At 70.7% G+C, this 22,158-nt stretch carries 20 protein-coding genes; 4 read left to right on the top strand and 16 right to left on the bottom strand.

What is annotated here, in order from left to right; genetic code table 11:
• Nucleotides 1-53: 53 nt before the first annotated feature.
• The 7 genes from ABZ261_RS22410 to ABZ261_RS22440 form a co-directional block, all read right to left on the bottom strand.
• The gene (locus tag ABZ261_RS22410) at nucleotides 54-1,109 is read right to left on the bottom strand and encodes an alpha/beta hydrolase (protein ID WP_356861798.1); all 1,056 of its coding nucleotides are present in this window, start codon (nucleotides 1,107-1,109) and stop codon (nucleotides 54-56) included.
• Nucleotides 1,109-3,070 (bottom strand): KedN5 family methylcobalamin-dependent radical SAM C-methyltransferase, encoded by a 1,962-nt coding sequence (locus ABZ261_RS22415; RefSeq protein ID WP_356861800.1) that lies wholly within the window; start codon nucleotides 3,068-3,070, stop codon nucleotides 1,109-1,111. Before ABZ261_RS22415 ends, ABZ261_RS22410 begins: the two co-directional genes overlap by 1 nt.
• A gap of 75 nt (nucleotides 3,071-3,145) precedes the next feature.
• On the bottom strand, nucleotides 3,146-3,928 hold the full coding sequence (locus ABZ261_RS22420) for an SDR family oxidoreductase (protein WP_356861802.1): 783 nt from the start codon (nucleotides 3,926-3,928) through the stop codon (nucleotides 3,146-3,148).
• Nucleotides 3,929-4,056: 128 nt separating this feature from the next.
• Nucleotides 4,057-4,839 carry an SDR family oxidoreductase gene (locus ABZ261_RS22425; protein ID WP_356861804.1) on the bottom strand — a complete coding sequence of 261 codons (783 nt, stop codon included), beginning with the start codon at nucleotides 4,837-4,839 and terminating at the stop codon, nucleotides 4,057-4,059.
• 175 nt (nucleotides 4,840-5,014) lie between these two features.
• Entirely contained in the window at nucleotides 5,015-5,827 is an 813-nt protein-coding gene (locus ABZ261_RS22430; protein WP_356861806.1) for an AfsR/SARP family transcriptional regulator, read from the bottom strand.
• 1,452 nt (nucleotides 5,828-7,279) lie between these two features.
• Entirely contained in the window at nucleotides 7,280-8,134 is an 855-nt protein-coding gene (locus ABZ261_RS22435; protein ID WP_356861808.1) for a class I SAM-dependent methyltransferase, read from the bottom strand.
• A 127-nt stretch (nucleotides 8,135-8,261) separates the two neighbouring features.
• Entirely contained in the window at nucleotides 8,262-8,513 is a 252-nt protein-coding gene (locus ABZ261_RS22440; protein WP_356861810.1) for an acyl carrier protein, read from the bottom strand.
• 256 nt (nucleotides 8,514-8,769) lie between these two features.
• Between ABZ261_RS22440 and ABZ261_RS22445 the strand changes: the two genes are divergently transcribed.
• From ABZ261_RS22445 to ABZ261_RS22455, 3 genes are all read left to right on the top strand, one after another.
• Entirely contained in the window at nucleotides 8,770-9,729 is a 960-nt protein-coding gene (locus ABZ261_RS22445) for an aldo/keto reductase (RefSeq protein WP_356861812.1), read from the top strand.
• A 601-nt stretch (nucleotides 9,730-10,330) separates the two neighbouring features.
• On the top strand, nucleotides 10,331-11,599 hold the full coding sequence (locus tag ABZ261_RS22450) for a beta-ketoacyl-[acyl-carrier-protein] synthase family protein (RefSeq protein WP_356861814.1): 1,269 nt from the start codon (nucleotides 10,331-10,333) through the stop codon (nucleotides 11,597-11,599).
• Nucleotides 11,596-12,807, top strand: a complete 1,212-nt coding sequence (locus tag ABZ261_RS22455) for a ketosynthase chain-length factor (protein ID WP_356861816.1) — start codon at nucleotides 11,596-11,598, stop codon at nucleotides 12,805-12,807. Before ABZ261_RS22450 ends, ABZ261_RS22455 begins: the two co-directional genes overlap by 4 nt.
• 62 nt (nucleotides 12,808-12,869) lie before the next feature.
• On the opposite strand, the gene ABZ261_RS22460 is transcribed toward ABZ261_RS22455, so the two are convergent.
• The 9 genes from ABZ261_RS22460 to ABZ261_RS22500 form a co-directional block, all read right to left on the bottom strand.
• Nucleotides 12,870-13,754: a 2-hydroxy-3-oxopropionate reductase gene (locus ABZ261_RS22460; RefSeq protein WP_356861818.1), complete on the bottom strand. Its 885-nt coding sequence runs from the start codon at nucleotides 13,752-13,754 to the stop codon at nucleotides 12,870-12,872.
• 433 nt (nucleotides 13,755-14,187) lie between these two features.
• Nucleotides 14,188-15,009: a hypothetical protein gene (locus ABZ261_RS22465; protein WP_356861820.1), complete on the bottom strand. Its 822-nt coding sequence runs from the start codon at nucleotides 15,007-15,009 to the stop codon at nucleotides 14,188-14,190.
• A 26-nt stretch (nucleotides 15,010-15,035) separates the two neighbouring features.
• Complete coding sequence (locus ABZ261_RS22470; RefSeq protein WP_356861822.1) at nucleotides 15,036-15,776, bottom strand: SDR family oxidoreductase; 741 nt, start codon at nucleotides 15,774-15,776, stop codon at nucleotides 15,036-15,038.
• Nucleotides 15,776-16,012, bottom strand: a complete 237-nt coding sequence (locus tag ABZ261_RS22475) for a phosphopantetheine-binding protein (RefSeq protein WP_356861824.1) — start codon at nucleotides 16,010-16,012, stop codon at nucleotides 15,776-15,778. The genes ABZ261_RS22470 and ABZ261_RS22475 overlap by 1 nt, the downstream gene beginning before the upstream one ends.
• A gap of 15 nt (nucleotides 16,013-16,027) precedes the next feature.
• Nucleotides 16,028-17,185, bottom strand: a complete 1,158-nt coding sequence (locus tag ABZ261_RS22480) for a cytochrome P450 (RefSeq protein ID WP_356861826.1) — start codon at nucleotides 17,183-17,185, stop codon at nucleotides 16,028-16,030.
• Nucleotides 17,173-17,598: a hypothetical protein gene (locus ABZ261_RS22485; protein ID WP_356861828.1), complete on the bottom strand. Its 426-nt coding sequence runs from the start codon at nucleotides 17,596-17,598 to the stop codon at nucleotides 17,173-17,175. The genes ABZ261_RS22480 and ABZ261_RS22485 overlap by 13 nt, the downstream gene beginning before the upstream one ends.
• 37 nt (nucleotides 17,599-17,635) lie before the next feature.
• A complete protein-coding gene (locus ABZ261_RS22490) occupies nucleotides 17,636-19,174 on the bottom strand; it encodes an AMP-binding protein (RefSeq protein WP_356861830.1) in 1,539 nt (512 codons plus the stop codon).
• A gap of 53 nt (nucleotides 19,175-19,227) precedes the next feature.
• On the bottom strand, nucleotides 19,228-19,596 hold the full coding sequence (locus tag ABZ261_RS22495; protein WP_356861832.1) for a cupin domain-containing protein: 369 nt from the start codon (nucleotides 19,594-19,596) through the stop codon (nucleotides 19,228-19,230).
• Nucleotides 19,597-19,762: 166 nt separating this feature from the next.
• Nucleotides 19,763-20,989 carry an MFS transporter gene (locus ABZ261_RS22500; RefSeq protein WP_356861834.1) on the bottom strand — a complete coding sequence of 409 codons (1,227 nt, stop codon included), beginning with the start codon at nucleotides 20,987-20,989 and terminating at the stop codon, nucleotides 19,763-19,765.
• A gap of 219 nt (nucleotides 20,990-21,208) precedes the next feature.
• Here ABZ261_RS22500 and ABZ261_RS22505 point away from each other — a divergent pair, with 219 nt between their 5' ends.
• Nucleotides 21,209-22,066: a hypothetical protein gene (locus ABZ261_RS22505; RefSeq protein ID WP_356861838.1), complete on the top strand. Its 858-nt coding sequence runs from the start codon at nucleotides 21,209-21,211 to the stop codon at nucleotides 22,064-22,066.
• Nucleotides 22,067-22,158: the final 92 nt, after the last annotated feature.

Below are 22,158 nucleotides of genomic sequence, written 5' to 3' on the forward strand. Positions count from 1 at the left end.
ATGAGTGGGGCTCGAAAGCTTCCGTCGGGAGGCTGGCCGAAGCGGCGGCGGTGTCAGCCGGTCACGTCCTCGATCCAGTCCGCCGACCGGGTGTGCCAGGCGGAGGCGTTGCGGTGCAGGTTGATGGAGTGCCCCGCGCCGGGGAGCACATAGGCGTCCAGCCGGTTGTCGCCGGTGAACAGGTACCGTTCGAAGGTGCGTATCTCCTCGGGTGAGGAGCAGGCCAGGTAGGGGCCCCCGCACACCAGGGCGTCGGCGGAGCCCAGGGCGATGAGCACGGGTGCTTTCTGCCGGGCGGCCAGGTCGGGGGCGTAGGGGTCGCTGAGGGAGTCGCGTTGGCCTGTCGTCATCGTGGACTTGGTCAGTTCGTCGCGGGTGATGGTGTCCGGTGCGGCGTCGGCGGGTGCGTAGAAGAGGTCGGCGCGGCTGCCCTGGCGGGTGGTCAGGTAGCCGTCGGGGGGGTCGGTGGGGGCGAGGACGGGGTCCTGGGCGGCGGGGATCATGGCGGGCAGGATGGCGTCGCCCTTGGGGCCGGCGGCGTGGGCGAAGCCGCTGAGGACGACGGCGGTGACGTCGTCGTGCAGGGAGGACTCGGCGAGGGCCTCGCCGGCTCCGTAGGAGTGGCCGACGAGGACGATGTGGGTGAAGGTGTGGCCGGCGAGCCCGGTGCGCAGCCGGGTGACGGTCTGGTGGACGGAGTCGACGTCGGTGGTGAAGGTGACCTGGTCGGCGGGGGGCCGGCTGCTTCGTCCGGTGCCCAGCCGGTCCAGGGTCAAGGTGGTGAAGCCGCGGGCGTGGGCGTCGGCGGTGTAGGACGGCTGCCCGGGGGCGGGGGGCTGCGTCCAGTAGCGGGAGTCGTAGGTGAGACCGCTGAGCAGGACCTGCACGGTGTCGTTGGCCTGGGGCGGGCGGCACAGTTCGCCGCGGACGACGGCGCCGTCGCCGGCGGGGTCGGCCAGCGGGACGGACACCTGGGTGCAGGTGACCGCCGCCGGCCGGGGGGGCTGTGCCGAGGCGGCCGCCGGTGCGGTGAGGGCGCACGCGGCGGCCAGGGCGGCGGCCGCGGCGCTGCGGTGCGCGGCTCGGGTGAGGAGGGTGGACACGGACACTACGCCGCTCCTCGCGCGGTGATGCCGGGAAAGCCGTCCATCTCGCGTTCGAGACGGCCCATGAAGTAGATGATCTCTTCGTGGTTGGTGGAGCCGACGAATCCGTCGACGCCGGCCTTGTAGTACAGCGAGGAGGTGAAGTCGCCCAGGGCGTGCTCGTAGGGTTCGGAGCGTTTGAGGGACTGCACCAGGGCGGGGACGTCGCAGTGGAAGCTGACGTCCTTGCGGACGTGGAAGCGTTCGCCGGCGACGTCGACGGTGGGCAGGCCGGGGTGGGCGAACTCCTCGTCCTGCTCGTCGCTGTCGGAGGTGTAGGCGGGCAGGGTCAGCAGGTCGTAGCGGAACACCTCGTCCAGGACGGCGCGGTGCTGTTCGGGCACGCGGGGCCGCACGGCGCTGTGCCACCATTTGCGGAACAGCTGCTTGGCCGCGGCGCGCCCGTAGACGAACTCGGTGGCCGGGCCCATCGCGTCGACGTCGGTGAAGTAGCGTTTGAGCTGGTGCTGCAGGACTTGGGCGTCGGGGTCGTCGGTGGCGGCGAACCAGTCGACCATGGAGCGGATCGCCTGGGACTGGGTGATGCCGCCGAGCAGCCGCAGCGCCGGCCACAGGTTGCGGAAGACGGGGTTCTCCGCGGTCAGCCGTGACCAGAACAGGAAGCGGTGGATCAGTTCGTTGTCCTGGGGGGTCATCGTCTTGTGCGACAGCAGGTACTCGAAGTCGTCCTTGTCGCCGCGGACGGTGACCAGGCCGTACTTCTCCTTGTTCTCGGAGTAGTCGGTGTTCGGCAGCAGCAGCATGGGGTAGGTGGCCACGCGGGTGACGTACTTGGCGAGGCGGTCGTAGCCTTCCATGAAGGACTCGACGGTCTCTCCGGGGGCTCCCCAGATGAGTTCGGCGTAGCATTCCATGCCCTCCTTGTTGAGCCATTCGGCGAGCTCTTCCCAGGAGTTCACTTTCATGTTGCGCCGGTTCATCAGGGTCAGCGCGTCCTTGTTGAGGGTCTGCAGGGCGAGCGTGAACGAGCTGTGCAGGCCTGCTTCCTTCATGATGCGGACGATGTCGTAGAACATTTTCGACTTGTTCTTCGCCCAGGACGTCTCGAGTGCTTTCGGGAAGCCGTAGGTGTTGCGGACCTCGATCATGTCCTCGACGAATTCCCGGTCGATGGGCAGCATCCCGAAGTTCGCGTCGCACAGCACGATGGTGTGGACCTTGTGCCGGGCGAACATCTCCAGTTCCTGCCGCAGGCGTTGGCGGGAGAAGGCTCTGACGCGCTGGCCGACGGCTCCTCCCCAGTAGCAGAAGGCGCATTTGTAGGGGCAGCCGCGGTTCGTCTCCAGCAGCGCCACGTCGTAGGGGAAGTTGCCGTCCTCGTCCTTCAGGCTGATCGCGCCGGTCAGGAAGGGCGAGGGGATGATGTCCAAATTCTCGATGCGGGGGCGTTCGGGGGTGGTGACGAGTGTGCCGGCGCCGTCGGTGAAGGAGATGCCGTCGATGTGGCCGAGCTCGTCGCGGCCGGCGCCGTCGAGGTGGGCGTGCAGCAGGTCGCGGAAGGTGAGTTCGCCTTCTCCGTTGACGACGACGTCGACGTCGGGGAACAGCCGGAAGGTCCGCGCCGCCTGGTTGGCGACGTGGGTGCCGCCGAACACCACCCAGCCGTGCGGGTTGAGCTGTTTGAACGTCTCCGCCAGGCAGCCGAAGGTGCGGAAGTTCCAGCCGAGGACCGAGAACGCGATGACGTCGGGGATCTGACCGCCGCCGAACAGTTCCTGCGCCATTCCGACGAGGGTGGCCCCTCCGTCGAAGTTGCGTATCTCGATGTCCATCTCTTCGCGTATCCGGCTGTCGGCCAGTGCGGTCGCCTTGAGGTAGCCGGAGGCGAGCGGCATCGACTCCAGCGACATCGCCCACACACCCTGCTGGATCAGCAGGACTTTCTTCTTCGGGCTGTTCTCCATGTGCGCAAACCTTTTCATTCCGGGGATGTCATGGGTTCCCGGGCGGGGTCCGCGGGCCGGAAAGCGGCGGCACGGTCACACGGCGGGCGCCGACAGCAGGTCCCAGCCGCCGTCCATGGTGATCACCTGGCCGGTCACCCAGGAACTGGCCGGTGCGGCCAGCTGTGTGATCCACACGGTGACGTCCTCGGGCCTGCCGTACCGGCCGAGCGGGAACGTGCGGCCCTTGCGGGCGCGGACCTGCTCGATCTTCTCCTCGCTCCAGCCGGCGGCCCGTGCCGTGGCGATCAGCGACTCGGTCTCCACGCTCCCCGGGGCGACCGCGTTGACGCGGATACGGCGCGGGGCCAGTTCACTCGCCCAGGACCGGGTGAGGCTGTCGAGGGCGGCCTTGCTCGCCGCGTAGACGCACTGCCCGGGCCCGGGCAGATGCCCCATCACGCTGGAGACGAGGACGACGGCGGATTGTTCGGCCAGGTAGGGCAGCAGCCGCGCGGTCAGCAGGATCGGCCCGGTGACGTTGGTGTCGAGGATCTCCTCGACGGCGGCCTCCTCGATCTGCTGCAGCGGCGTCGACCGCCACACGCCCGCGTTGTGGACGAGCACGTCGAGGTGTCCGGGGCCGCTGTCGACCGCGTGGGCGACGGCCTGCGCGCCGCCGCCGGTGCGGACGTCGGCGACCACCGGCCGGATCGCCGGATGCGCGGCGGCGACCTCGCGCAGCGGCTCGGCGCGCCGGCCCGTGACGATGACCGTCGCGGCGCCCTGTTCGGCCAGGGCCAGCGCCGTGGCGCGGCCCAGACCCGTGCCGCCGCCGGTGACGACGGCGTGCCGGCCTGCGAAGGGCAGAACTGTCATGTGTCGTTTTCCCCTTCCGCGTCTGGCAGCGCTTGCGCGGCTGTCAGCGCATCCGCGAGGGCCGGCGCGTCGAGCGGCTGCCGGCGCCTGGGCGGTCGTCAGCACCGGTGGCGAGGGCCGGCGTGTGGTCAGAAGATGAGGTTGCCGCCGGCGACGGGCAGGAACGCGCCCGTCACGTAGGACATGTCGTCGCTGACGATCGCGGCGACCGCCCGCGCGACCTCCTCCGGCTCGGCGATCCGGCGCATCGGGATCGCCCCGATGTAGGAGTCGAGCTGCGCGGCGACGTGTTCGAGTTTGATGGCCCGCTCGAAGTTCTCGCTGCGGGTGACGTCGGGGATGACGGTGTTGACGCGGACGTTGTGCGGTCCGAGTTCCACCGCGAGGTGTTTCATCGCGGTCTCCACCGACACCTTCGCCAGCGCGTGCCCGAGCCCGCCGGCCATGGTGCGGCGTGGATAGACGGCGGAGATGAACACGATGTTGCCGCCGCCCCGCTCGGCCATCTGCGGCGCCAGCGCGTACGCGGGGACCATCGCCGCCCGGAACTGCGCCGCGATCTCCTCCTCCAGCTCCTCGACCGTGTGGCTGAGCGCCGGACCGCGCAGCACGTCCTCGAAACCGGTGGCGTTCAAAACGAGGGTGTCCACCGCGCCGAGGTCCTTGTCGACGGCCGCGAGCATGTCACGGACCGCTTCCGCGTCGCGGACGTCGGCCTGGTAGGCGCCGGCCCGGCCGCCCGCGGACTCGATCGCCCGGACGACGTCGTGCGCGCCCTTGGCCGACTTCAGGTAGTTGACCGCGACGCCGGCCCCGCGCCGCGCCAATTCCGTCGCGATGACCGCGCCGATGTTCCGGCCCGCCCCGGTCACCAGGGCCACTCTTCCGCTCAGGCCTGTGCTTGTGGTCATGCACCGCATGCTAGGAAGAGCGGACAGAGGGCCGTTTGAGGCGTCTTCGAGACCCGGTCGGACCACGACACCGCAACGGCTTCGTGCGCCGGCCGACCGCACACGAGGGGAGCCGCACACGAGGGGACCGCAGGCGCCCGGCGGCGCCTGCGGTCCCCTCACCCCGCGCTCGGCTTCAGCTCGCCGCCTGGGCGGTGAACTCCTCCAGCAGCGAACCGATCAGCTTCTGCTCCTCCACCTCCGCGCGCAGCACCATCTGGTGGATGTGCTGCAGAACCGAGGACGGCTCCAGCCCCAGCTCCCGGTTCAGCAGACGGCGGGTGTTCTGATACGCCGTCAGCGCGTCCCCGCGGCGGCCGGCCATGTACAGCGCGATCATCAACTGCCCGTGGAACCACTCGTGGAAGGGGTACTCCCGCACGAGCGACCCCAGCTCGGGAATGATCTTCCGGTACCAGCCGAGCGTGATGTCCGCCTGGATCCGCAACTCCAGCGCGGTGACGTACAGCTCGTTGAGGTGCGTCACATAGTTCTCCAGCAGCGTGCCGTGGGCGACGTTGGTCAGCGCACGGTCACGCCACAGGGCCAGCGCGGCTCTCAGTTTCTGCGACGCCTGGAGGTGACAGCCCTCCTCCAGCAGCACCCGGCCCTCCTCCAGCACGCTCTTGAACACCTGGAAGTCCAGCTGCCGGTCGTCGATGCGGAACACATAACCGGGCGAGGTGGTGACGATCATCTTCTCGTGGGCCCGGTCACCGGTGTGCTGGGCGATGACCTTGCGCAGCTGGTACACGTACGTCTGCGTCGTGGTCATCGCGCTGTGCGGCGGGTGGTCGCCCCACAGCTCCTCGATGAGCGACTCCGTGCTCACCACCTGGTTCGCGCGCAGCAGCAGCAACGCCAGTACCTGACGCACCTTGGGGGCATGCGGGGTGCAGATCTGACCGTTGTGGGTCACTTCCAGGGGGCCCAGCACCTTGAATCGCACGAAGCTCTCCCATCGTGTCCTGCTGGAGTGGGGGGTCGGGGCGGCTACCTCGTGATGTGATCGGAAGTAAGCCACAGCCGACGCAGGCATCTCAACGGGGTACATCGAAGGAGGCACGCCAACCCTCCCGGAAGGTACACCCCCCCCTTTGCCCGGGCCCCGGGACTCCGGCCCGCCCGACAGTGGGCCCGGAGGGTGCGCCCCCACCCGGCCTGGGTCTGCGCTCCGCCGGGCGGGTCGGCCTCTGCGCCTGCAGCGCGGCCGGGGCCGGGAGGGGTGCGCCCCCACGCGGTCTGGGTCTTGCGCTCCGCCCGGAGAACAGCCGACCCCCCGGAGAGCGGCCGGGGCCGGGGGCCGGGAAGGTGCATCCCCCGCCCGATCTGGGTCTGCGGCCCCGCCTGGCGGATCGGCCGACCACCCAGAGCGCGACCGGGGCCGGGGGCCGGGAGGGTGCACCCCCGGCCGGGCCCGGGTGTTCGGTTCTCCCGGCGGGTCGGGCCTCTCCGCCTGGGCAACGGTCGAGACCGGGAGCCTGGAAGGTGCACCCCCTACGCGGTCTGCGTCTGCGCTCCGCCTGGAGAACGGCCGACCACCCGGAGAGCGGCCGGGCCGGGCCGGGAAGGTGCGTCCCCCGCCCGGCCTGGGTCTGCGCTCCGCCCTGCGGGCCAACCGGCCACCCGGAGAGCGGGCCGGGGCCGGGGGCCGGGTGTCCGGTTCGTCCTCTCCGCCCGGAGTGCGGCCGAGACCGGGAGCCGGGAGGGTGCGCCCCCGCCCGGACCCGGAATTCCGGCTCGCCCGACAGGTCAGCCTTCCCCCCGGCGAAGCGGCCGGGGCCGGAGGCCGGGAAGGTGCATCCCCCGCCCGGCCTGGGTCTGCGCCCCGCCCGACGGGTCAATCTCTCCACCCGCAGAGCGGCCGGGGCCGCGGGCCGGAAAGGCGCATCCCCCGCCCGATCTGGGTCTGCGGCCCCGCCTGGCGGATCGGCCTCTCCGCCCGCAGAGGCCGGGGCCGGGTGTCCGGTTCGTCTCCTCCGCCCGGAGTGCGGCCGAGACCGGGAGCCGGGAGGGTGCGCCCCCGCCCGGACCCGGAATTCCGGCTCGCCCGACAGGTCAGCCTTCCCCCCGGCGAAGCGGCCGGGGCCGGAGGCCGGGAAGGTGCATCCCCCGCCCGGTCCGGGTCTGCGCCCCGCCCGACGGGTCAATCTCTCCACCCGCAGAGCGGCCGGGGCCGCGGGCCGGAAAGGCGCATCCCCCGCCCGATCTGGGTCTGCGGCCCCGCCTGGCGGATCGGCCTCTCCGCCCGGGGTGCGGCCGGGGCCGGAGGCCGGGAAGGGGCATCCCCCGCCCGGTCCGGGTCTGCGCTCCGCCTGGCGGTCGGCCGGCTACCCGGAGTGCGGCCGGGGCCGGGAGGGTGCGCCCCGGCCGGGTCCGGCCTTTCGGTTCGCCCGGCGGGTCAGTCGGATGTCGGGGTGTGACCGAACCGCATCCGGTGCAGCGGCAGCCCGGTCAGGCCCATTTCACGTACCGCCGCCGAGCGGTTGAGCAGCGGGTAGAGGTGGCCGCGCAGCAGGCCGCGCCCGCGGGGCGGCAGGAGGTCGCCGACCTCGGCCACGTTGGGGATGGCCCGCAGCCGTTTCTTCTCGGCGGCGTCGATGGCCCACGGCATGGGCGGGCTCTGGTATCCCCCGCTCGTCGTCATCTTCCCCGCCAGGGTGCGCTGGCTGAACCACGGCGGCACCCCGTCGAACACCAACGTGGCGCCCGGGAAACGCCGCGCCAGCGTCGCGATCAGCTCGTGCACCTCACCGGGCTGGAAGTACATCAGCAGGCCCTGCGCCGTCAGCAGCAGCCCGTGTGCGGGATCGACCTGCTCCATCCACTCCTGCGACAGCGCCGAACACCCCAGCGACCGCTGACGCGGCGCCTGGTCGGGAAGGATCTGCCCACGCAGCTGGACGATGTCCGGCACGTCGACACCGAGCCAGCGCACCCGGCCGTTGTCGACCCGCCAGAACTGCGTCTCCAGCCCCTCACCGAGCGCCACGACCTGCCCGTCGGGATGGTCGGCGAGGAAGGAGGCGACCTCCTGGTCGAACCGCAGAACCCGCAGCGCCTGCCACTGGCCGAGCCCGCCCTTGCCGAACTTCTCCTCGAAGGGATAGTCGATGCTCTCCACGAGCTCCACCGCCTTGGGATCCCGCAGAACGGCGTCGGGGCGCCTGGCCTCGGCCGCTCGCTGGTACAGGTTCCACAGCAGCGACTCGGAAACGCCCGAGAGGTCGACCTTTAAACGAGGAGGCTCGGTCATGGAAAACTCCTGTGCGGTGTGCTGGTGAGGGCGGCGGTCCCGGCCCGGTACGGAAAGACGTCGCGGGCGGCGGCCGCCGTCGGCACAGGCCCGCACTGGCGTCAAGGCCGTGTGGAATCTAGACCATTCACCTGGTGCGGGCAACCCGCTCCCCGACCACCGCGATCAGCTCGGCCGGCGTCCTCACCTGCGACACCACGTCATCGGGCAGCTGGACATCGAACTCCCGCTCGATCACGCTCGTCGACTCCAGCAACGCCAGCGAGTCGTAGCCCAGATCCTGGAACGGCACATCGAGGATGTCACCGTCCAACAGAGCCGGGTCGTTCTCCCCCGCACACTGCCGCATGATGCGGCGCAGGTCGTCGATCGAGAACACGAACCCTCCCCCTTATTTGTCGTTGCGGCCGCGGGGCGGCAGCGCGGCCACGGCACCACCCCTGCGATGGAGCCGCCAGCGTAGAAGCCGGCCCTACAGCAGCAGTGGGGAGAGGGTCGAGACCCGCTTCGAGTCGTGGACGATCCGGACTCGAAGCCCGCCTTCCACCCTCGTCGGCGAACACCCGCGCGCACACCACCCGCACACCCACCCGGGCACCGGCCCAGGCCGCACACGAAGAAACGGGGGCGACGTCATGCGCCACACACGGCTCGGCGAACACGGCCCGCTCGTCTCCGCACTCGGCCTGGGCTGCCTCGCCCTTGCCACCGCACCCGACCCGACCGCCCTCGTCCACAGCGCCCTCGACGCCGGCGTGACCCTGTTCGACACAGCCGACTACTACGGACAGGGCGCCAGCGAAACCACCCTGGGCAAAGCCCTGGCCCGGCGACGCGAACAAGCCGTGATCGCCACCAAGACCGGCATCGTGCACCGCCCGGCAGGCCCACCCACCGTGGACGCCCACCCCACCGCCATCCGCACCGCCTGCGAACAGTCCCTGCGCCGACTCGGCACCGACCACCTCGACCTCTACCTGCTCGCACGGATCGACCCGCGCATCCCCGTCGAGGAATCCGTCGGCGCCCTCGCCGACCTCGTCCACGCCGGCAAAACCCGCCACATCGGACTGTGCGAGGCAGCACCCGCCACCCTGCGCCGCGCCCACACCGTCCACCCCCTGACCGTCGTGCAAAGCGAATACGCGCTCTGGGAACGCCACGTGGAAAACGGCATCCTCACCACCTGCACCGACCTGGGCGCCGCCTTCACCGCCTGCCGGCCCCTCGGGCTGGGACTGCTCACCGACACCGACCCCGAACCCGCCACCCTGCCCCCCGACGACTGGCGCCACCGCGACCCCCGCTTCACCCCCGCCCACCTCCCCCACAACCGCACCCTGGCCCACCGGCTGCGCCGCCTCGCCGCAGCCAGATCCCTCACCGCCGCGCAACTCGCCCTGGCCTGGCTCACCGCACAAGGCACCGTCCCCATCGTCGGCACACGACGGATCGAACACCTCGAAGAAAACATCACCGCAGCCGACATCCACCTCACCGAGGAAGAACACCACCACATCGCCACCCACTTCCCCCCCGGAAGCGCCCACGGACCCCGCTACCCACCCCCCCTGCTCCGCATGATCGACACCTGAATCCAGCCCCCCGGCCCACCACCACCCGACACCACCCACACCGCCACGAGCCCCCCCCCACCACCACGACCCGAGCCACCCACCCCCACCACGGCCCGACGACACGTACACCCGCCGATCCGACAACACCCCAACCCGCCGCGGCCGAAGGCACCCACAACCCTCGCGACCGAAGAGCCCCCCACCGCGCCCCGGGAGAGACCCACCCGCCCCAAGCCGCACGCCGCAGACTCCCGCACCCGCCACGATCCGAAGACACCCCAACCCGCCGCGGCCCGAAGGCAGCACCTAAACCCGCCACAGCACGAAGCCACCCGCACCCCGCCCTACCCGAAGGCAGCACCCCAACCCGTCACGGCCCGAAGCCACCCGCACCCCGCCCTACCCGAAGGCAGCACCCCAACCCGCCGCGGCCCCGGGGGCGGTGGACGGAGGGCGGAGGGAGGAAACCGGATTCGGACCCGGGGCCCGGGCCCGGGCCCGGGACGCGGACAGCACCGGGGACGCACCGCAGCACCGGACGACACAGCACGGGGAGAACAACCGTCATGCACGCGGCAGTCAGTTCACTCCCGGCAGCCCTGCTGGAAAGGACCACGCCATGACACGCCGAGTGGTGATCACCGGCATCGCCGTCATCGCTCCCGGAACACCGGGCACCAAACCCTTCTGGGAACGCGTGATCGCAGGCACGCCACCGACACGGACCATCACCCGGTTCGACCCCTCCCCCTTCCGCTCCCGCATCGCCGCCGAATGCGACTTCGACCCCAAAGAAGCAGGACTCACCCCCCAAGAGATCCGCCGCATGGACCGCGCCGCGCAGTTCGCGGTGGTCACCGCCCGCGAAGCCCTCACCGACAGCGGCCTGGACACCCACGGCATCCCCCACGAACGCACCGGCGTCAGCATCGGCACCGCCGTCGGCTGCACCACCAAACTCGACGAGGAATACAACGTCCTCAGCAACGGCGGCAGCACCTGGGTCGTCGACCCCCACTACGCCCCACCCCACATGTTCGACTACTTCATCCCCAGCTCCATCGCCGCCGAAGTCGCCCGCACCACCCAAGCCGCCGGCCCCGCCGCCGTCATCTCCGCCGGCTGCACCTCCGGCCTGGACTCCATCGGCCACGCCTGCGACCTCATCCGCGAAGGCACCACCGACATCATGATCAGCGGCGGCACCGAAGCACCCCTGTCCCCCATCACCCTGGCCTGCTTCGACGCCATCAAAGCCACCTCCAACCGCAACGACGACCCCGAACACGCCATGCGGCCCTTCGACCGCACCCGCAACGGATTCGTCCTCGGCGAAGGCGCCGCCACCCTCATCCTCGAAGAACGCACCCACGCACTACGACGCGGCGCCCGCATCTACGCCGAAATCCTCGCCCACGCCACCCGCAGCAACGCCCACCACATGACCGGCCTGCGCCCCGACGGAGCAGAAATGGCCGACGCCATCACCGCCGTCCTCACCGAAGCCCGCCTACACCCCGCCGACATCGACTGGGTCAACGCCCACGGCACCGGCACCCGCCAGAACGACCGCCACGAAACCGCCGCCCTCAAACGCGCCCTCGGCCCCCACGCCTACCACACCCCCGTCAGCTCCATCAAACCCGTCACCGGCCACTCCCTCGGCGCCATCGGCTCCATCGAGATCGCCGCCTGCGCCCTCGCCCTCACCCACCACACCATCCCCCCCACCGCCAACCTCACCGAACCCGACCCCGAACTCGACCTCGACTACGTCCCCCACCACGCCCGCACCCACCCCCTCCACACCGTGCTCAGCCTCGGCAGCGGATTCGGCGGCTTCCAAAGCGCCGTCCTCCTCGCCGGCACCGGAGAGAACACACCATGACCGCAGTCATCACCGGCATCGGCATCACCGCACCCACCGGCATCGGCGCCCACCAGCACTGGCAAGCCACCCTCGCCGGCCACAACGCCATCACCCCCATCACCCACTACGACACCACCCACTACCCCACCCGCCTCGCCGGCCAGATCACCGACTACAACCCCGCCGACCACCTCCCCGGCCGACTCCTGCCCCAGACCGACCGCATGACCCAACTCGCCCTCACCGCCGCCGACCTCGCCCTCACCGACGCCGGCCTCACCCCCGACGACCTCGACCCCCACACCACCGCCGTCGTCACCGCCGCCGCCGCCGGCGGCTTCGAATTCGGCCAACGCGAACTCCAAGCCCTCTGGAGCAAAGGCCCCCAACACGTCAGCGCCTACCAATCCTTCGCCTGGTTCTACGCCGTCAACACCGGCCAACTCTCCATCCGCCACAACACCCGCGGACCCAGCAACGTCATCGTCACCGAACAAGCCGGCGGCCTCGACGCCCTCGCCATCGCCCGCCGACACATCAAACGCGGCATCAAAACCGTCATCACCGGAGGCACCGACGCCCCCCTCTCCCCCTGGGCCCTAGCCGCCCAAACCCCCAACGGCCGCCTCACCCCCACAACCGACCCCCACCACGCCTACCGCCCCTACCACCCCCACGCCAACGGCTACGTCCCCGGCGAAGGCGGCGCCATCCTCATCATCGAAGACGAACACACCGCCCGCCGACGCAACGCCCACATCTACGCCCACATCACCGGCCACCACGCCACCTTCGACGCCCACCCCCACCACCCCCACCAACTCACCACCGCCATCCAAGGCGCCCTCCACGACGCCCACCTCACCCCCCACGACATCGACGTCATCTTCACCGACGCCGCCGCCACCCCCACCCTCGACCAACAAGAAACCCAAGCCATCACCCACATCTTCGGCCCCCACACCACCCCCGTCACCGCCCCCAAAACCATGACCGGCCGCCTCTACTCCGGCGGCGCCACCCTCGACACCGCCACCGCCCTCCTCACCCTCCACCACCACACCATCCCCCCCACCATCAACACCCACCCCGCCCCCCACCACCCCATCGACCTCGTCACCACCCCCCGCCCCCACCCCACCCACCACGCCCTCATCCTCGCCCGCGGCCACCACGGCTTCAACACCGCCCTCATCCTCACCCACCCCCACCACAACCCCCACTAACAACAGCACCCGCGGACCCGCCGGTCAGCGGGGCGTGCCGACAGACCCGACGGCGCCGCCACTCACGCCGGGTCGTGTCCGCTGAGCAGCTCCACGCCCCGGAGCAACGCGGAGTGATCGAGGCCCGCATCGCCACGCGCCACCGCAGAAGCCATGAGCTGCGCGGCGACACTGCCCAGAGGAATCACCGCGCCGAGCTCGCGGGCGGTGTCGGTGACGATCCCCATGTCCTTGTGATGCAGACCCAACGTGAAACTGGGCCGATAGTCACGGCGAAGAAAACCCGCCCGCTTACGGGTCAGGACGCGGGATCCGGCGAGGCCGCCGTCCAGCACATCCAGCGCGGCCTCCACATCCACGCCCGCCTTCTCCAGGAAGACCACCGCCTCGGCACACGCCTGCAAATTGATCGCCAGAACCAGCTGGTTGGCGGCCTTCACCACCTGACCGACGCCATGCGCGCCACAATGCGTGACAGTCCTGCCCAACGCCTCGAACACCGGCTTCGCCGCCTCGACGTCGGCGGCTTCCCCACCGACCATGATGGACAAGGTGCCCTCGACCGCCCCGGTCTCGCCGCCCGCGACCGGGGCGTCCAGCACCCGGACACCCCGTGCGGCGGCCTCACGGGCCAGCCGCACCGAACTGCGGGGAGCGATGGTGGACATGTCGATCAGCAGCGTTCCGGGCCGGGCATGGGCCAGGACGCCCTCATCGCCGTAGGCGACCTCCTCGACCTGCGGCGCATCCGGAAGCATGGTGATCACCATGTCGGCGGCACCAACCGCTTCAGCGATCGACGCGGCAGGCCGTCCCCCCGCCGCCTCCAGCGCGCCCGTCCTGCCCTCGCTGCGGTTCCAGCCGTACACGATGTGTCCGGCCTTGCAGAGATTGACGGCCATCGGGCTGCCCATGGTGCCGAGGCCCAGGAAAGCGATCGTGTTCAACACAGCATCCCTTCGAGACGAAAAGTGGCGCAGGACATGCACGGCAGACAAGCCCCTCCGCACCCGCGGAGGCGTCCGGAGACCGACAGGGCAGCACCCCGCCCGGCCCCCAGCGGCACCTGCGCGGGCATCCGGGAGCGGCGGCAGGCGGGGCAGGGGAAGACACCCCGGCACAGGACGGGGACGGTGACGGGCCGGCATGCTCGACCCGGGCCGGACAGGGTGCGGCCGGCTGTCCCGTGCGCACACCGACACCGGGCGCCACCGGGACACCGGCCGGTGAAGCGGTAAGCCCGTCGGCAGGGCCCGCGCTCGACACACCCCCGACAGGCGACCGCCTCACGGACACGCACGAACCCCGGCGGGGACAGCCCGCCGGGGCCCGGCGCCGCTGAGGGGCGCCGCTGTCCCTGTGAAGGGGACGGAGCACGGCTCAGAAGCTGAGATCCAGCGCCGTGACCTTGTCCCGCTCGCGGTCCGGGTGGCTGTCCGGGAAGACGAAGCAGCGGGTGTTCTTCAGCCTGTCGTTCTCGACCTTGGCGGTGGAGAAGATGACCACCGGGACCCGCTCGCCCTGGTTGAGGAAGTCCGCACGGAAGTCGATGATCGGCGCGTCCTCGCCCCAGCGGCCCAGGAAGTCCTCGACGACGTCCTGGTCGGCGTAGATGCGCCGGATGTGGTGGCCGACATAGGTGTCCGGCTGCGCGCTCGCCCCGACGATGGCGATGTCCTTCCAGTTGGCGTGGGCGACCGTGCCGTCCTCCTCGATGAGGTGGATGGCGACCGGGCAGCGGTCGTAGTACGCCTGGAGGAACGGGATCGCGTCCGCGCCGGCCGGCGTGTACGACGCGTCGGCCCGGTCGACCTGGCTGATCCACGCCTGCGCGGTGGAGGGGCCCTCACCCGGCGCCGGGGACGGCGTGGGATGGGTGGTGACCGGGCGCAGCGCCCAGAAGCCGTAGGTGCCGCCGTCGACCTCGCCGAAGCCGATGTTGGCGTACCCGGACGGGAAGTCGGGGTGGGCGAAGGCCGCCCGGCGGTTCTCCACCGGCGTCCCGGCGGCCAGCAGTGCGGCGTAGTCGCCGATGCCGAGCGCCTCGGGAAGCCGGGCACCGGCCGTGGCGGCGTCCTTCAGCAGTTCGAAGGCGGCCTTGTTGGCCAGCACCACGGCGCCCTCGGCGTCGGTGACGAGCATGGCCGGGGAAGCCCAGTTGAAGAGGTCGAGGAGCTGCTCGGAGGAGGGGTAGCGGGACATGGGCGATCTACCTGCCTTTCTGGTGGTCACAGGACCTTGCGGCTGTAGTTGAAGACCTGTCCGGTGGGGCCGTTCGACGGGAACTCGGCGATGGTCACGATCCACTCCGCCACCGTGCGGGGGGACTTGAGCCAGTCCGTGCCGAACCCCGCGTTGATGGCGCGGATGATCTGTTCGTCGACCTCGCCGTCCAGCCCGGCCATCGTCATGGCGGTGGCCACGGGGCCGGGACGCACCTCGTTGGCCACCACGCCGTCGTCGGCGAACTCGACCGAACACGCGCGCATCAGGGTCGTCATCGCGGCCTTGCTGGCGGCGTACGTCCAGCGTTCGGGCCGGTAGCCGTTGGCCAGACTGGCCCCGACGAAGGTCAGCGAGCCGCCGCCGTTGCGTCGCAGCAGCGCGGCCGTCGCCTGGACGAGGTTCAGCGCGGTGCGGACGTTGGTCTCGTAGGTGTCCGCCACCGTGCGCCAGTCGACCTTGACCAGGTCGACCGGGTCCGGTGAGGCGCCGGCGTTGAGCACGACCGCGTCGACCCCGTCGGCGGTGGCGCCGGCCGCCGAGGTGAGCGCGGCCTGTACGGCCTCGCCGTCCCGCACGTCCGCGAGGTGGTCGTGGTAGCCGGGATGCTCGGCGAGGTCCGGGTTGCCGCGCCGGGAGAGGCCGACGACGGTGTAGTCGCGACGCAGGAACTCCGCGGCCACGGCCGCGCCGATCCCGGAGGAGGTTCCGGAGACGACCGCCACCCGAGGGGTGCCGGCCGGCATCAGACGGCCTGGAAGACGGCCGTGTCGATGGCCTTGAGCGTGCGCATCGACTCGATGGTGATCACGCCCGGGTCCAGCTTCCGCCCGTGCAGGCGCTCGATCTCGATCACCATCTGCACGAACTGGAGACTGGTCACGGCGCCCGACTGGATGAGGTCGGTGTCGTCCTGCAGGTCGAGCGGCTTGTCGTGCAGGCCGTCGAGCCATGCACGCAGCGACGCTATCTTGCTTTCCACTGGGCCCTCTTTCCCTTACCTGGTTCTGAACTCGACGGAGAAGTCGGTGGGGTGGGAGAACGACTGGCTCTCCATGGCGAGGCGGTCGCGGGTGACGACCACTTCGGAGCAGCGGTGGACGAGCTCCTCGACGAGCAGGGAGAACTCCGTCTTGGCGAGCATGGCGCCCGGGCAGGAGTGCGCTCCGACCGCGAACGGGATCGAGCCCTTCGTACTTCTGCCGATGTCGAACCGGTCAGGGTGCTCGAAGAGCCTCGGGTCGCGGTTGGCTCCGGCGACCGAGACCAGGACCGCCGAGTGCCGCGGCACGGTCACGCCCTGGACGGTCAGATCGTCGCCGGCGAACCGGACGATCGTCTGGACCGGCGGGTACAGCCGCAGGACCTCTTCGATCCAGGCGTCGCGGACCGCCTCGTCCCGCAGCTCCCCCAGGTCGAAGACGCCGCGTCCCATGCAGTACACCAGCGAGGTGATGAAGGCGCTGCTGGTCTCGGTGCCGGCCAGGAAGAACAGGAGCGCCGTGGACCGCACTTCACTGTCCGTCAGGGAGATGCCCTTGCGGTCCCGGGTCCACTCGATCCTCTCCAGCAGGGACTGCGCGCCCGCGGCCTCGGACCTCCGCTGCTCCTCGATCAGCCGCAGCAGCTCGGTGACGTTGGCGTGGGTCTCGTCGGTCTCCTGGGTGGGGTAGTCCAGGAGCCGCGCCAGCGGGCGGGTCAGCCGGTGGAAACGATTCTCCAGGGAGGCGTCGATGCCGAGGATGGTGCACACGATGCCGTAGGGCACCCGGTGCGCGTAGGCGTCGTGGAAGCGGTCGGTCTCGACGCCCGCGATGCTGTCGACCAGACCGCGGACGAGCCCGGGTATCAGCGCCCGCTTGTACTCAGCGATCCGCCCGGCGGACAGGACCGGCGCCAGCAGGGCGCGGAACGCCCGGTGACCGGGCCCGTCGGCGTCAAGCACGTTCGGGCCGAAGGCGCGTGCGCTGGCCTTGAGCGGGTGGTCGGCCACGATCAGGGGGTGGGCGAGCGCTTCCTGGACGGCCGCGTTGCCCGTCACGGCGAAGAGGCCCCGGTCCAGCCGGTGCACGTCCGTGTCAGCCGGCAGGCACCGGTACCAGTACGGCTGTGACAGCAGGCTCGTCGGCGAGTGGGCGCTCGCTACTGCGGCCATGTCACCAGCCCCCCGACGCCCAGGGCGCTGATGCCGGCCAGCAGCCGCATCGCCGCGAGCCACTCGGGGCCGGTCAGCCCCATGGATCCGGGTGCCGTGTAGGAGGCGGTGATCGACCCGCTGCTTCCGTCAGGACCCTGTAATTTGCAGTGGAAAACGGTCTCTCCGGGCGGTCGGTTCTCCGCCTCGCCGGCGCCCAGCGCAAGGTCGCCGTATTCGATGACTATGTGGGGGGTGAGGTTTCGCCGGATCAATTCGTAGGTCAGTCCCAGGCGTTCCGCTGGATCGGTCCGCGTGGAATACCGGTCGAGGAGGGCGTTTGCCGCCTCCAGAACCCGCTCGATCCGGCGTTTGCCTTGGATGGATTCGAGAGCGACGGAGAATTGCGCTTCCGCCTGGGTGTGCGTGCTCACGTGTCGATTCCTTCGGTTGCGGAATGCGGAGGCGCGCTCAGGAGGTGTAACCGAAACGTGCCGAGAGCTCTCGCCTGTCGATTTTCGTGTTGTCCAGCAGTGGCATCGAGGAGACGAAATGCACTGTGGAGGGCACCATGTAGGCCGGCAGGGTCTCCCGGAGGCGGCCCAGCATCTCCTGTTCCGTCATCGCCTTTCGGGGCTGTTCGGCGAACAGGATGATGCGCGGTGTCCCACTGCGGTCGGTGATCGGCATGACGACCGAGCGACGGCTTCCCAGCGTGCGGGCGGCGGACTCGATCTCGGCCGGTTCGATGCGGTGGCCGGATATTTTGAGCTGGGCGTCCCTCCGCCCGCTGAGACGAAGCACGCCGGAGTCGTCCATCCAGCCGTGGTCGCCGGTGAGATAGACCGGGACGCGTCGTCCGTCGGCCGTGGTGTGCCGGAAGACGGCCGCCGTCTGGTCGGGCGCGTCCAGGTAGCCGAGGGCGAGCCCCGTCCCTCCGATCGCGACCTCGCCCGTCGCGCCGCGGGGCGCCGGCGCCCCGTCGCGCAGGATGTGCACGTCCGTGCCGGGGACGGGGAGGCCCGCCGGGACGCCGGCCGGGTCCCTGGTGTCCTCCTCGGTGATGCGGCGGACCGTGGCGAAGACACAGGACTCGACGGGACCGTAGCCGTTGTACAGCTCGATGTCCGGATAGGTGCGCAGGAGTGTGCGGCAGTTCGCCGGGGACGGCTTGTCGCCGCCCAGCAGGACGGCGCGCAGACCGGCCAGGCAGGTGATGTCGCCGCCCGCGATCACGTCGAACAGCGAGGGGGTCAGGAAGAGGTGGGTGGCGCCGGCGTCCTGGACGTAGCCGCGGATCGCGTGCGGCAGGAGGAGGTCGTCCTCGTGCACCACGGCGGTTCCGCCGGTGAGCAGCATCCCCCACAGTTCCAGGCTGAAGGCGTCCCAGGCGACCGCCGCCGCGTGGATCATCACGGGCCGTTCGCCGAAGTCCATGAACGCGTCCGGGACGAACAGCCTGGTCGTCGCCCGGTGGGGGGACAGCACGGCCTTGGGGCTGCCGGTGCTCCCCGAGGTCCAGAACAGGGCCGCGCAGGCGTCCGGCCGGACCCGCGGCAGCCCGGCCGGGGACGGTCCGCCCGACGGGTCTGCGCCCTGCAGGTCCGGGAACGCGAGGTGACCGACGCCCGCCTCGGCGAGCCGGGCGGATCCCGCGGTGTCCGCCAGGACCACCGCGGGCCGCATGCTGTGCAGCAACCGCCTGAAACGGGGCGGCGGCCACCTCACGTCCAGGACGCCGTACGCCCCGCCGGCCATCAGGACTCCGAGGAGCACCGCGGCCAGCTCCGGTGAGCGGCGGGCCGCCACCGGGACGACGCTGCCGGGCCCTACGCCCAGGTCGACGAGCCGGTGGGCCACACCACGGGCCGCGGCCGCGAGTTCCGCGTAGGTCACCGCACGCCCGGCGGCGACCAGCGCGTTTCTTTCCGGGTATTCCTGTGCGACGCGCTCGAATACTTCGTGGATGGTTGTCTCTGTATTACTCCTGCCGTACACACTGCTTCGCACGGTCGATCCCTCGTCTGCTGATGGGAGAAGGCGGCGAGCGTTTCCGGTGGAGATCAGTCGAACGTCATCGACGAGGGGATGATCGAGCCGGGGGCGAGGTCGAGCCGCGGCGGAGCGGAGAATTCCATGAGAACGGCCCCTTCGGGGCCCACGTAGGTGGCCGTGTGCCGCCGGCGGGCCGGTATGTAGGCCACGTCGCCGGCGTTCAGTTCGTACTCGGTCTCGTCGCAGACGAAGCGGATGGACCCCTCGGTGACCACGACCCACTGCTCGTTCTCATGCCAGTGCGGCGGGAGGTCGAGATCCCCCGCCTGGTCGGCGACCACCTTGAGGCAGGACATCTCCTGACCGAAAGCGAAACGCCGCGACATCGCGATCCCTTCCGCCTTGAGCTCCTCGTGGGCATCCCAGTCGATCTTCACGCATTTCTCCTCGCTGAAGTACGGCTTTGAAGGATCTCGGCGGAACGCTTTCCGATGCGCTTCACACGGTACGGAGTGGAGAACTCTCCTTCAACGGCTATCTCATATACTGGGCCGTGCACCCGCGAGCAAAGGGGTATTCGAGATTGCGAATTGGCTGAGATGGTCATTGTGCGCCCGTGTCCGCCGTCTCGGCGGGGACCGGCGACCGGAGGCCGGGCACCGGCAGAACCCGGTCGCGCAGGCGCACCGCGAGGGCGGCGGGGACGACGAACACGACGATGAGCGCATAGAAGGCGGACGGCAGACCACTGGAATCAGCCAGCCACCCGAACGCGGGGGAACACAGTCCGCCCGCCGCCATGGCCAGTCCGAGGGTCAGTCCGCTCGCCGTACCGGGCCGGTTGGGCAGGTAGTCCTGCGCGAGGGTGACCTGGGCGGCGAACGGCAGGAACATGGCGGCCCCGAACAGGGCGGCGCACACCACCAGGAGCGGGAACCAGGGCGACCACGCGATGCCGGCCAGGGCCGGGAGCGCCGTCAGGTAGCCCACGCGCACCGAGGTCATCCTGCCGTACCGGTCCCCGACCCAGCCGCCCAGCAGGGTGCCCACGGCCCCGGCGGCGGTGTAGGAGGTGAGGACGACGGCGCCCGCCGCTTCGGACTGACCGAGGTCGCGCTGTGCGTGCAGGGACACCAGCGAGGTGACGGTGACGTAAGGGACGGACCAGCCGATGACGACGGCCACCAGGCGGCCGAACGCACGCCAGTCGTCGGTGCGTTCCGCCGCGTCCGGGGCCGGTTTCCCGGCCGCTCCCGTCGTCAGCGGCGGCGCCTCCGTGTGGCCCCGCCACCGCATCCACGGCCCCTTGAGCATCCACAGGGCGAGCATGACCAGGGCGGGGACCGCCAGCAGATAGCTCGCGTCGAAGCCCGACCCCCCGATGACGAGGGTCACCAGCGAGGGCGCCACGGCTCCGCCGACGGTCCCGCCGACGGAGAAGATGCTCATCGCCTTCTGGGAGGAGCCGCCCGCGGCGCGGGCCTGGCTGGTCGCGGGCGGGTGGTACGCCGCGATGCCGATCCCGGCCAGCGCGACGCAGACCCAGGTGAGCAGATAGGTGCCGGACAGGCCGGCCGCGACCACGCCCAGGGCGGCGGTGACGGCTCCGGCCGGGACCAGCCAGCTGCGCGGCTTGCGGTCGGAGAGGAGGCCGAACAGCGGCTGGAACAGGCTGGAGACGCCGCTCGCCGCGAACGCCAGACCGGAGACGGCGGCGTAGCCGTAGTGACGCTCGGACATCAGGAACGGCAGCATCGCGGGGATCGCGCCCTGGTAGAGGTCGTTGACCGCGTGAGTGCCGGTCAGGAAGCCGAGTTGCCCTTTTTTCATGGAGAAGTCTGTCCTGTTCGTCTCGTACAGAAGCGGAACCACTCAGGTGCTCAGGTCCTCTGAGGTGTTACCTTAACGACTGCCGCGGAGCGCGGAAAGCCCATGTCCGCCAGGGGCGTTGACCCCGCACACTCTCATCGCGCGCCCTTCGCACCCGCTGCCCCGACGCTGGCGGCAGAGCGTCCCGCTGGATCGACCACTCACGCTGAGGAGCTGGGGATGAGCATCACGACCGGTGTCCGGGTGTCAGAAGGACTCGCCGCGCTCGAGGAGGCGCCGACCCGTCTCGCGGAGACGCTGGACCGCGTCTGCGCCCGATGGGCGGAGGCGTCCGGTGCGGTCGCGCTGACCGTGCCGCCGCTGCTCCCGGTCGCCGATCTGGCCGGCCTCGACGTCTACCGCAACTTCCCGCAACTGGCCCTCGTCGCCTCTCGCCTGGACGTCACCACGGCCGGGGCGGAGAAGATCGGCGAGGAGGCCGACTCCGGCGGGTTCGGCCCCGGCTCACTGCACGCGGCGGGCCTCGCCCTGCCCTCCAGCGCCTGCTACGGCGTGTACCTGCACCACCGAAGCGGACGGGTGCCCGCGGACGGGAAGCTGGTGACCCTGCTGGGGCAGTGCTTCCGCAACGAGGACCGCTTCGACGGACTCCGCCGCCTCAAGGCCTTCCGGATGCGCGAGGTCGTGGCGTTGGGCACGCCCGAACAGGTCACGGCGCACCTGGACCGCTCGGCGCGCTTCCTCGACGCCCTGGCCGGCCGGATCGGTCTGCCGCTGGAGCGCCGCGCGGCGTCCGACCCCTTCTACGACCAGGCCGGGGAGCGTGCCGTGTTCCAGCAGATCGTCCCCGTCAAGCACGAGTACGTCTACCAGGACATGGCGATCGCCTCGGTGAACGTGCATCACACGTTCTTCGGCGAGCGCTGCTCCATCTCGCTGCCCGGCGGCGGCCCGGTCTCCACCGGGTGCGTGGGCTTCGGCATCGAGCGCTGGCTGCACGCTCTGTCCGACCATTTCGGCGGGGACTGGGACCGGGCCCGGGCGGCCGTCGAGAAGGCCGGCGAGGCGTCGGCCTGACGGCCGGTCGAGGGCCGTCTCGCCCTTGCGGGGCAGCAGGCCCTGCATGACCGCCGTGACGAGGGTGTCCGCGGCCTTGGGGTGGACCTGCC

The sequence above is a fragment of the Streptomyces sp. NPDC006193 genome, assembly GCF_040613915.1.
Lineage (GTDB): Bacteria > Actinomycetota > Actinomycetes > Streptomycetales > Streptomycetaceae > Streptomyces.

What these genes read in the sequence shown, in the direction of transcription:
- ABZ261_RS22415 (WP_356861800.1), bottom strand. Translation starts at nt 3,070, where the DNA reads ATGGAGAACAGCCCGAAGAAGAAAGTCCTGCTGATCCAGCAGGGTGTG.
- ABZ261_RS22420 (WP_356861802.1), bottom strand. Translation starts at nt 3,928, where the DNA reads ATGACAGTTCTGCCCTTCGCAGGCCGGCACGCCGTCGTCACCGGCGGC.
- ABZ261_RS22425 (WP_356861804.1), bottom strand. Translation starts at nt 4,839, where the DNA reads ATGACCACAAGCACAGGCCTGAGCGGAAGAGTGGCCCTGGTGACCGGG.
- ABZ261_RS22435 (WP_356861808.1), bottom strand. Translation starts at nt 8,134, where the DNA reads ATGACCGAGCCTCCTCGTTTAAAGGTCGACCTCTCGGGCGTTTCCGAG.
- ABZ261_RS22445 (WP_356861812.1), top strand. Translation starts at nt 8,770, where the DNA reads ATGCGCCACACACGGCTCGGCGAACACGGCCCGCTCGTCTCCGCACTC.
- ABZ261_RS22450 (WP_356861814.1), top strand. Translation starts at nt 10,331, where the DNA reads ATGACACGCCGAGTGGTGATCACCGGCATCGCCGTCATCGCTCCCGGA.
- ABZ261_RS22455 (WP_356861816.1), top strand. Translation starts at nt 11,596, where the DNA reads ATGACCGCAGTCATCACCGGCATCGGCATCACCGCACCCACCGGCATC.
- ABZ261_RS22465 (WP_356861820.1), bottom strand. Translation starts at nt 15,009, where the DNA reads ATGTCCCGCTACCCCTCCTCCGAGCAGCTCCTCGACCTCTTCAACTGG.
- ABZ261_RS22470 (WP_356861822.1), bottom strand. Translation starts at nt 15,776, where the DNA reads ATGCCGGCCGGCACCCCTCGGGTGGCGGTCGTCTCCGGAACCTCCTCC.
- ABZ261_RS22480 (WP_356861826.1), bottom strand. Translation starts at nt 17,185, where the DNA reads ATGGCCGCAGTAGCGAGCGCCCACTCGCCGACGAGCCTGCTGTCACAG.
- ABZ261_RS22500 (WP_356861834.1), bottom strand. Translation starts at nt 20,989, where the DNA reads ATGAAAAAAGGGCAACTCGGCTTCCTGACCGGCACTCACGCGGTCAAC.
- ABZ261_RS22505 (WP_356861838.1), top strand. Translation starts at nt 21,209, where the DNA reads ATGAGCATCACGACCGGTGTCCGGGTGTCAGAAGGACTCGCCGCGCTC.